Raw genomic sequence first — 8,509 nt, 5'->3', positions numbered from 1 at the left:
TCCTGCGCCTTGGCCAGATTGGCGGCCTCGACCAGGTCCGGCCCCAGCTGGGCCAGCCCCTGGCCTTGCTGCACCGCCTCATTCGGCACCACCTGATAGCTCACCAGCACCCCGGCCGCCTTCAGCGCCAGGCTCTGCTCCGCCGTGCCGGCGATGATGCTGCCCGGCGCGTCGATCAGGCGCGGCAGGCTCTGGCTGCGAACCGCAACCGTGCTCACCGTGGCGACCGGGGTGGGGGTATTATCCGCCGGCGCGGCGGGGCTCAGAGCATACCAGGCCCCGAGCCCGGCAACGAGGATGACGGCGGCAATCAGATAGATCGGTTTCATGATGCGGGATGTTCCGTAAGCGGCTGCGTCAGGCCAAAGCCGAGCAGCGTGGCCAAAGAGAGTTCAGCGGTTTGCAACTGGGCGCGCAACGCGATGGCGCTGCGCTGCCGTTCCCCGGCCACAGCGGCGAGATTGGCGAACACCGGCCCGGCCAGCTGCCCGGCCTGGTAGAGGGACTGTGCCGAATCCGCCATCGCCCGGGCCTGCGCCGCCTGGGTTTGCGCGGTCCGCAGCTCGCTCTGCAGCAGCGCGATCTGGGCCGGCAGCGCGGCGGCGGCCCCGGCGGCATTGTCCAGCGCGCTCTGATATTGCGCCCGCAGCGCCGCCCTTGACGCCTCCGCCGCCTTGATCGCCGGACGGTTGCGGTTGAACAGCGGCAAGGTCAGGGTGAATTGCGGCCCGAAGCTCCAGACATTGGAGGTATCGCGCCCGCCCGCCCCGCCCAGGCTGAGCGGCAGGAACTGGCTGAGAATGGCGGCGCGCAATTTCTGGTCCGCCTGTTCATAGCCATAGCGCAAGGCCAGCAGATCCGGCCGGCGCTGCGCCAGGCTGGCCAGTGCCGCCTGCACCGCCGCCGGAGACGGGGCGACGATGGCGGGGGCGGCGATGGCAACCGGCGTATGCGGCTGCAGCCCCAGCAGCGCATCCAGCGCCACCTCATCCTGCTGCGCCGCCTGGGCGGTGGTGTTTTCGCTGGATTGCACACTCGCCAGCGCGCTCAGCGCCGTCACCCCCTCATTGCTGGTGAGGTTGCCGGCGGTGATCTGGGTTTGCGTCTCGCTGTTGATCCGGCTCAGCAGCGCATCGTCCTGGCGCAGGCTGGCCAGCGTCTCACGGTCGCCCGCCAGCGTCACCGCCAGCTGCTCCGCCTTCGCCGCCACCTGCCATTCCTGCCAGAGAATATCCTCATTCGTCTGTTTCAGCCCGGCGCGGGCGGCCGCCCGGTCGGCCGGGCCGGTGATCAGCGCGCCGAGATCCTGGGTGAAGGCGCCGGTCAGCGCCGGCATGCTGCCTGGCCCGCTGAGCAGGGCCGCGAACCCGCCAGTGATGCTGGGATCAGGCGGCGTCCCGGCGGCCAGCAGATTGGCCTCGCTGATCCCGCGCTGGGCCCGGGCGGCGACCAGATCCGGGTCGTTCAGCACCGCCAGCTTGGCCAGGGTTTGCGGGCTGAGCGCCCCGCTCACATCCAGCGCCGTGCCATCCGGCAGGCGGGTCCGCAGCCCGCTCACCCCGGCCCGCAGGTCCGGCGCGGCGGGCAGCGGGGCGGCATGATAGCTGGCGCACTGGGACAGGCCCAAAGCGAGCGGCAGGCACAGATAGTTCAGCAAACGGGGCTTCATGACCGCGCTCATAACCATGTCAATTTGTCCGCCGTCTATCGCCAACTATGCAGGAATTTAATTTTTGCCTTGGCCCCCGGCCGAATTGCCAGCCAGCCCCGCGCGCGGCAGGCTGGGCGGCATGAAACTCCTGCTGATCGAGGATGACGCCCAGGCGGCGGCCAATCTGCGCGCCGGGCTGGCGCCGGAGGGCCACGAGATCGAACTGGCCGCCGATGGCCGGGCCGGACTGCTCGCCGCCGCCGCCGGCAGTTTCGATGTGCTGATCATCGACCGCATGCTCCCCGGGCTGGACGGGCTGGCCCTGCTGCAGACGCTGCGCGGGGCCGGCATCCACACCCCGGCTTTGTTTCTCACCGCCCTTGGCGGGCTGGATGACCGGCTGGAGGGGCTGCGCGCCGGCGGCGATGACTATATGGTCAAACCCTACGCCCTGCCGGAGCTGTCCGCCCGCCTCGGCGCGCTGGCCCGCCGCGCCCGCGCCCCTGCCCCCGCCACAAGGCTGCAAATCGCGGATCTGGAGCTGGAGCGCACCACCCGCAGCGTCTGGCGGGCCGGGCAGCGGATCACGCTGAAGCCGCGCGAATATGAGGTGCTGGAATATCTGTTCCGGCATCGCGGCCAGGTGGTCACCAAAACCATGCTGCTGGAGGATGTCTGGGGCTTTCACTTCACCCCGCAGACCAGCATCGTCGAGGCGCAGATCAGCCGGCTGCGCGGCAAGATCGACCAGGGATTCTCGCCGCCTTTGATCCATACCTATCGCGGCGCCGGGTACAGGCTGGATGTGGCTTAACCGGGTCTGGCGGGTTCCGGGGATCAGGCTCGCCTGGGGCGTGGTGCTGGTCTGCCTGGCCGGGGCGCTGCTGGTGTTCGCCATCGTCCACCACGCCACCGAATCCAGCTGGCGCGACCAGATCGATGCGCGCGTCGCCGCCGCGCAAGCCGACATCTCTGCCGACATCGCCGCCAATCAGCTCGGCGTGGCCTGGAATGTCCGCGCCACGCTGGCCGAGGGCAGCGGCCTGCTTTATGCCGCGCTGGCGCCGGACGGCACCTGGCTGGCCGGCAATTTCCGCCCCGCCCCCGAAGTGGCGGCACACTGGACCGGGCCGAAGACGCTGCGCGGCGCGCCGGATCTCGGCCTGCCGCCGCATGTTCTGGCGATCCGCGGCACCGTGCTGAACCTGCCGCATGGCGAGCGCCTGTTCATCGCCGCCGACGCCAGCGCGCTGATGACGCTGAAAAGCCTGATCGCCCGCTCCTTCCTCGGCGTGTTCGGCACCATCATGGCGCTGGGGCTGATCATCAGCCTGCTGATCGGCCGGGCCACCACCCGCCGGCTCGATGGCTTCACCCGCACCCTGCACGATATCGTCGCCGGCGATCTCACCCAGCGCATCGCGCTGAGCCGGCATGAGGATGAATTCGACCGGCTGGCCAGGGAGGTGAACCAGGCGTTGGCGCGCATCCAGCAGCTGATGGAAAATCTGCGCCAGGTCACCAACGATATCAGCCATGATCTGCGCTCGCCTCTGGCGCGGCTGCGCGAGCATCTCGAACTTTCGCGCGCGCAGATGCAGGATGAGCGCTTCCGCGCCGTGTGCGATGAGGCGATCGCCCAGCTCGACCAGGCGCTGGCGATTTTCTCGGCCTTGCTGCGCCTGGCGGAAATCGAAGCCGGGGCGCGGCGGGCGCGGTTTCAAACGCTGGCGCTGACGTCTTTGCTGGAAACGCTCGTCGAAAGCTATGAGCCCGCCATGGCGGATGGCGGGCTGGCGCTGGAGGCACAGATCGAGCCGGGGCTGCAGCTGCTCGGCGACCGCGATCTGATCAACCAGGCCATCGCCAATCTTCTCGACAATATCCTGATCCATGCCGCCGGCGCGAAGACGGCGCGGCTCTCGGCACAGCGCCGCGACGGGCGGATCGACATCACCCTCAGCGATGATGGCCAGGGCATCCCGGCCGCGCAACGCGAGCGGGTGATGCTGCGCTTCGTCCAGCTCGACCCGACCCGGCAAGCCGGCGGCTATGGCCTCGGCCTGCCTCTGGTCAATGCGGTGGTGGCGTTGCATGGCGGCACGATGATGGTCGGGGCATCGGATGCCGGGGGCGTGAGGGTGAAGCTGAGCCTTCCCGGCGCTTAAAGACGTTTCAAGCCAACAGGTTGAAAAATTTATAAAAGTTTTTGGGGGTATGGGGGCTTTTTACAAAAAGCCCCCATGTCTCCTCACCGCTTTTTAAGAGGCGGCACCGAAAATTTTTTCGATTATGTCATTCAGCCAGGCGATGCGTCACCTGGCCGTCGCTCAATGTCAGCCGAAACGGCGCCGTCCCCAGCTCATCGACACCGGCATTGAGCGGATCGACCGAAAATCCGGTCAGATCCGCGTCATAGCCCGGCAGCACCGCGCCCAGCCTGGTCTCCTCCTGCACCACATAGGCGGTATGGCGGGTCAAACCGGCCAGCGCCGCGGCGCGCGAGAGGGTTTGCTCCGCGCCCACCGGCGCCAGCGCCCGCCCCGGCAGGCGGCGCGCCACCGCGCAGGCCAGGATCTCACGCGCATCATAGGGGGCGATCGGCCAATCAGAGCCGAGCACCAGGGGCACACCGGTCGCGGCGATGTCGGCGGTGCGCCATCCGCGCGCCGCGCGCACCGGCCCCAGACGCTGCGACCACGGATCGCTCAGATCAGCGCTGGCATAGCGCACCGCGTGGGAAGGCTGCATCGAGGGCAACACCTGCAACGAAGCGAACCGGCCGATATCCTCATCCGGCAGGGTTTCGATATGCTCCACCCGGTGGCGCGCCGCCGCGCGGATCGGGGGCGGCAGGCTGGCCAGCGTATCCAGCACATGCCGCACCGCCTTGTCGCCGATCGCATGGGTGGCGGTATGCACCCCCCGCTCGCCGAAAAACCGCACCGCCTCGCTATAAGCCTCCGGGGAGGGCCAATGCGGCCCGGTGGAGCCGCCCTGCGTGTCCGGCTCATGCAGCCAGGCGGTGCCGGCATCGATGGTGCCGTCGATGAAGAATTTCGCCCCGCAGACCCGCCAGAGCCGGCCGGCGCGGCTCTGCAAGGCCAGAACCGCCTCCAGCTCCGCGCGCGTGGCGCCGGGATTCACCCAGGGCAGAATATGAAAGCGCAAGGGCAGCTTGGCTTGCGCCTCCAGTGCGGCAAAACAATCCAGGCTGTCGCCATTGGCGTCCATCACATGCATGCCGGTCAGGCCGGCGGCGGCCATCCGCTCGAACAAGGCGCGCATCGAGGCCAGGCGTGCCGCCTGCTCCAGGCGCGGCAGCACGGCGCGGACCAGCTCCACCGCCTCCGTCTCCAGCAAGGTGCCGGTGGGGCGGCCCGCCGCATCGCAGAGAATATCCGCCCCGCTGGCAAAGCCGCGCGGCCCGGTGATGCCGGCCCGGGCCAGCGCCGCGCGGCTGACCATGGCGCCATGATAATCGAAGAACAGCAGAAACACCGGCCGGCCGCCGGCCGCCGCCTCCAGCTCGTCCGCCGGATGGCCGGCTTGCGCCAGCAGCGAGGGGTCCAGCCCGTGGCCCTGCAGCCAGGCATCCGGCGGCAGGGCGGAAGCGGCTTGCGCCAGGGCGGCGCGCAGCTGCCCCATATCGCGCACCTCGGCCAGATCCAGCCCGATCTGCAGATCATGCCCCTGGATCGGGTGGGCATGGCCATCGACCAGGCCGGGGGTCAGATAGCCGCCGGCCAGATCGATCGTCTCGGTCCCCGGGCCGCGCCAGGCCGCCATCTCCGCCGCCCGCCCGAGCGCGCAAATCTTGCCGCCGGCCAGCGCCAGGCAATCCGCATCCTCGCGCCAGCCCAGCCCATCGGGGCGCAATATGTGGCTATTACGAATTATGATATCCGCGAAGCTGGTCATTACGCTTCATCCTCCGGGACGACATAGCCAAGCCGGTCGATCGCAGTTCCCCGCGTGGCTAATTTGTAGATTGTGGCGGCGAGCGCGAGCACGAAAATGCCGCCGATATAAATCCAGAACCGGTTGGCCGGCGGCGGTTGATAGGGCGAGACCGCCTGGTAGAGCCCGTTGCCGATGGTGACGACGCCGATCAGGGCCGGCAGGACATGCCGGAACAGCCCAAACCGCGTCCGGTCCGTCCGCCAGATGAACACGGGGCAGAGCAAGGCCATCAGGAAATAACCAACCGTGATCGGCGCGGCGCCGATGCCGGCCAGATAGCCGGTGCCGGTGACCGCATCGCCGTTGAACAGGAAATAGGCGGCGATCACGAAAAAGCCGATCAGCAGGTTCCAGATCAAAACCGACATCACGGGGACGCGGGAGATGGCGCTCACCCGCGCGAAGGGGGCTGGCAGCAAGCCGCCACGCGCGGCGGCATAGGTCCAGCGGGAAACCGCCGTCACCGCCGCGATATAGGAGCCGATGGCGCTGGTCAGGCCGATGAACACCATCACCCAATGGAACCAGGGCATGTAATGGTCGGTGAGCTCAATGAAGGGCGCCGCATTGGTGGGGTCGGCAAGGCGGGTCATGCCGGGGCCGGCCCCATGCCAGGCGGCATAGCCGGACACCGCCGCCCAGGTGACCAGAATATACAGCACGCCGATCATGGCGATGGAGCCGATCACCGCGATCGGCACGTTGCGGCGCGGATGGCGCAGCTCCTCGCCCAGGCTGCCGGAATTCTCCCAGCCGACATAGCTGAACAAGGCGGCGGTGAAGACGATGCCGTTGAGCCCGGCGAACCCGCCCGGCATGCCCCCCGCCGGATGCAATGGCGCGGCCAGGGCCGGACCGGACTGCGCCAGCACGACGATGGAAAACAGCACCAGCCCCACCGCCTCGACCAGGAACAGCACGAAGGCGACATGGGTTGAGGCGGCGATGCCGCGCAGCAAGACCGGCACGCTGAGGACGATCCCCGCCAGGGCGATGATCAGCCACCAGATGTTCGGCAAACCCAGCGCCGTCTGCACCCAGGAGCCCAGAAATACCGAGACCGAGGCCAGGGTGATCGGCCCGCCGAGAATGCCGAGATAGAAGGTCATGGCGCTGGTGAAGCGGCCATAGCCGGGGCGGATGGCGTTGCCGCCATGATAGATGAAGCCGATGAAGCTGCCGGCACTCGGCACCCGCACGGCGAATTCCGAGAGATTCCAGCCGGTGGCGGCGATGGCGAAGCCGGTGATGAGGAAGGTCCAGGGCGTGAAGCTGCCCATGAAGGCGGCGATCAGCCCAATCAGCGAGAAAATCGCCTCCGCGGGCGCGATATTCGCCAAGGTCGAGGCGAAGGCTTCCGCCAGGCCGATGGCGCCGCGCTTCAGCCCGGCATCGGATGTTGCAATCAGGATGGAGGGAGCCCCCGGCTCGACCTGCTCGATTATTTCACTCATGAACCCCGCCTCATTGTTATGTTTCCACGGATCAGAGGCCAAGCCTAACGCCGCCTGGCGCCGGGGGGAGCGGGAGGCCGCGCCAAAAACTTGTCAAAACACGCCAGCCTCCCCAGCCTCCATATTGCGTTTGCGCGCCGGGGGGATAAGACGAAGGACCGGGAGAAAACACCATCCGCGGTTTACCGCAGGAAGGAATGATAAATTGTCCGCACCAAAACCAGCCGAATCGCGGATCCGCGCGATCACCTTGCAACCTTTCATGGAACACCCTCAGGTGCCGCCGGAATTGCGCCGGGCGCTGCTCGCGCGATATGGCATTGACCCTGCCATGATCAGCGACCCTTATCGTTGGATCAAGCTGGAAACCCCCTCCTTATTGATCGAGCAGGCGGCGGCGCTGATTGGTGATCCTTGCCTGGGGGCGCGGATCGGGATGACCTATAAGGCGGAGCAGGCCGGGCCATTTGGCGCGCTGTTCAGCGCCAGTTCCAGCCTCGCGGATGTTTTCGCCCATTTTCCGAAATTCGCGCCGCTGATCCAGAGCCATACGCAGATGCGGGTGGAACAGCGCGACGGGCTGTGCGTGCTGAGCTACAGAATTCACGACCCCGCCGTGCCGATGCGCTGCCAGGATACCGAAATGACCACCGCCAGCGCGATCAGCTTCATCCGTGGTTTTCTGTCGCGCAACTGGAGCCCGCTGGAGGTGCAATTCGCCCATGCCGGCCAGGGGCGGGAGGCGGCCTTGCGGCAGATTTTCCGCGCGCCGGTGCATTTCGGCCTCTCGGAGAGCCGTATCATCATCGCCGCCGCCGACGTCACCCGCGCCAACCCGCTGGCCACCCCTTCCTTGCGGCCGGTGGTGTTGCGGCATCTGGAGGATTTGCTGGCGCGCGAAAGCCAGCCTTGCAGCCTGGGCGAGAGCCTGCGCGAGACGATCCGGCATTTGCTCGGGCGCGGGCCGGTGACGCTGCAGGATGTTGCCCTGGAGCTGGGATTTTCCGTGCGCACGCTGCAAAGGCGGCTGCAGGATGAGCGGCTGAATTTCCGCCTGTTGCTGGAGGAGGAGCGGCGCGGCATCGCCGAAACCATGCTGGATAATCCCGGCTTGCCGATGAAGCAGATCGCCGCGCGGCTCGGCTATAGCGAACTTTCCGGCTTCTCGCGCGCCTGCCGCGGCTGGACCGGCAAATCGCCCCGCGCCATGCGCCAGGCCGCGCAGCCCGGGCTGTAAGGTCCGCCTCTGGAAACGGGCAGCCTATCCGGGCAGCAGCGCCGACGCCGCGATGAAGCGGAGCAGATTGGACCAATATCGGTCGATCATGGCGCCGACCTCATGCGTTGAGGCCGGCTGTTGATCGCGTTTCGGTGCGCCGCCGCAACGCCTTCATGCGTTGCTGAAAACGCCTTCCTCCGTCAGAGAATTTCAAAAATCTTG

At 67.5% G+C, this 8,509-nt stretch carries 7 protein-coding genes; 3 read left to right on the top strand and 4 right to left on the bottom strand.

Annotated elements, in window-relative coordinates; all coding sequences use genetic code 11:
* Positions 1-329: hypothetical protein (locus MXAZACID_RS19465; protein WP_008495420.1), on the bottom strand; the 329-nt coding region annotated here is incomplete at its 3' end.
* Positions 326-1,669 carry a TolC family protein gene (locus tag MXAZACID_RS15400; protein WP_144052831.1) on the bottom strand — a complete coding sequence of 448 codons (1,344 nt, stop codon included), beginning with the start codon at positions 1,667-1,669 and terminating at the stop codon, positions 326-328. The genes MXAZACID_RS19465 and MXAZACID_RS15400, both read right to left, overlap by 4 nt.
* Positions 1,670-1,790: 121 nt before the next feature.
* Between MXAZACID_RS15400 and MXAZACID_RS15395 the strand changes: the two genes are divergently transcribed.
* Both MXAZACID_RS15395 and MXAZACID_RS15390 read left to right on the top strand, forming a co-directional pair.
* Positions 1,791-2,465, top strand: coding sequence for a response regulator transcription factor (locus MXAZACID_RS15395; protein WP_008495418.1), 675 nt, complete (start codon positions 1,791-1,793; stop codon positions 2,463-2,465).
* Positions 2,455-3,819: a HAMP domain-containing sensor histidine kinase gene (locus tag MXAZACID_RS15390; RefSeq protein ID WP_008495417.1), complete on the top strand. Its 1,365-nt coding sequence runs from the start codon at positions 2,455-2,457 to the stop codon at positions 3,817-3,819. The genes MXAZACID_RS15395 and MXAZACID_RS15390 overlap by 11 nt, the downstream gene beginning before the upstream one ends.
* A gap of 127 nt (positions 3,820-3,946) precedes the next feature.
* Here MXAZACID_RS15390 and MXAZACID_RS15385 read toward each other — a convergent pair whose 3' ends face one another.
* On the bottom strand, positions 3,947-5,572 hold the full coding sequence (locus MXAZACID_RS15385) for an amidohydrolase (protein WP_008495415.1): 1,626 nt from the start codon (positions 5,570-5,572) through the stop codon (positions 3,947-3,949).
* Positions 5,572-7,068 (bottom strand): APC family permease, encoded by a 1,497-nt coding sequence (locus MXAZACID_RS15380; protein WP_008495414.1) that lies wholly within the window; start codon positions 7,066-7,068, stop codon positions 5,572-5,574. Before MXAZACID_RS15380 ends, MXAZACID_RS15385 begins: the two co-directional genes overlap by 1 nt.
* Positions 7,069-7,330: 262 nt before the next feature.
* On the opposite strand from MXAZACID_RS15380, the gene MXAZACID_RS15375 reads away from it, so the two are divergent.
* Entirely contained in the window at positions 7,331-8,305 is a 975-nt protein-coding gene (locus MXAZACID_RS15375; protein WP_039885570.1) for an AraC family transcriptional regulator, read from the top strand.
* Positions 8,306-8,509 lie beyond the last annotated feature (204 nt).

The organism is Acidocella sp. MX-AZ02 (genome assembly GCF_000306035.1).
In the GTDB taxonomy this organism is placed as follows: domain Bacteria; phylum Pseudomonadota; class Alphaproteobacteria; order Acetobacterales; family Acetobacteraceae; genus Acidocella; species Acidocella facilis.
The sequence above is the reverse complement of the archived record's forward strand: the minus strand, read 5'-3'. Positions and strand labels throughout refer to the sequence as shown.

Coding starts and splice junctions, on each gene's coding strand:
- MXAZACID_RS15400 (WP_144052831.1), bottom strand. CDS start 1,669: ATGAAGCCCCGTTTGCTGAACTATCTGTGCCTGCCGCTCGCTTTGGGC.
- MXAZACID_RS15395 (WP_008495418.1), top strand. CDS start 1,791: ATGAAACTCCTGCTGATCGAGGATGACGCCCAGGCGGCGGCCAATCTG.
- MXAZACID_RS15390 (WP_008495417.1), top strand. CDS start 2,455: ATGTGGCTTAACCGGGTCTGGCGGGTTCCGGGGATCAGGCTCGCCTGG.
- MXAZACID_RS15385 (WP_008495415.1), bottom strand. CDS start 5,572: ATGACCAGCTTCGCGGATATCATAATTCGTAATAGCCACATATTGCGC.
- MXAZACID_RS15380 (WP_008495414.1), bottom strand. CDS start 7,068: ATGAGTGAAATAATCGAGCAGGTCGAGCCGGGGGCTCCCTCCATCCTG.
- MXAZACID_RS15375 (WP_039885570.1), top strand. CDS start 7,331: ATGGAACACCCTCAGGTGCCGCCGGAATTGCGCCGGGCGCTGCTCGCG.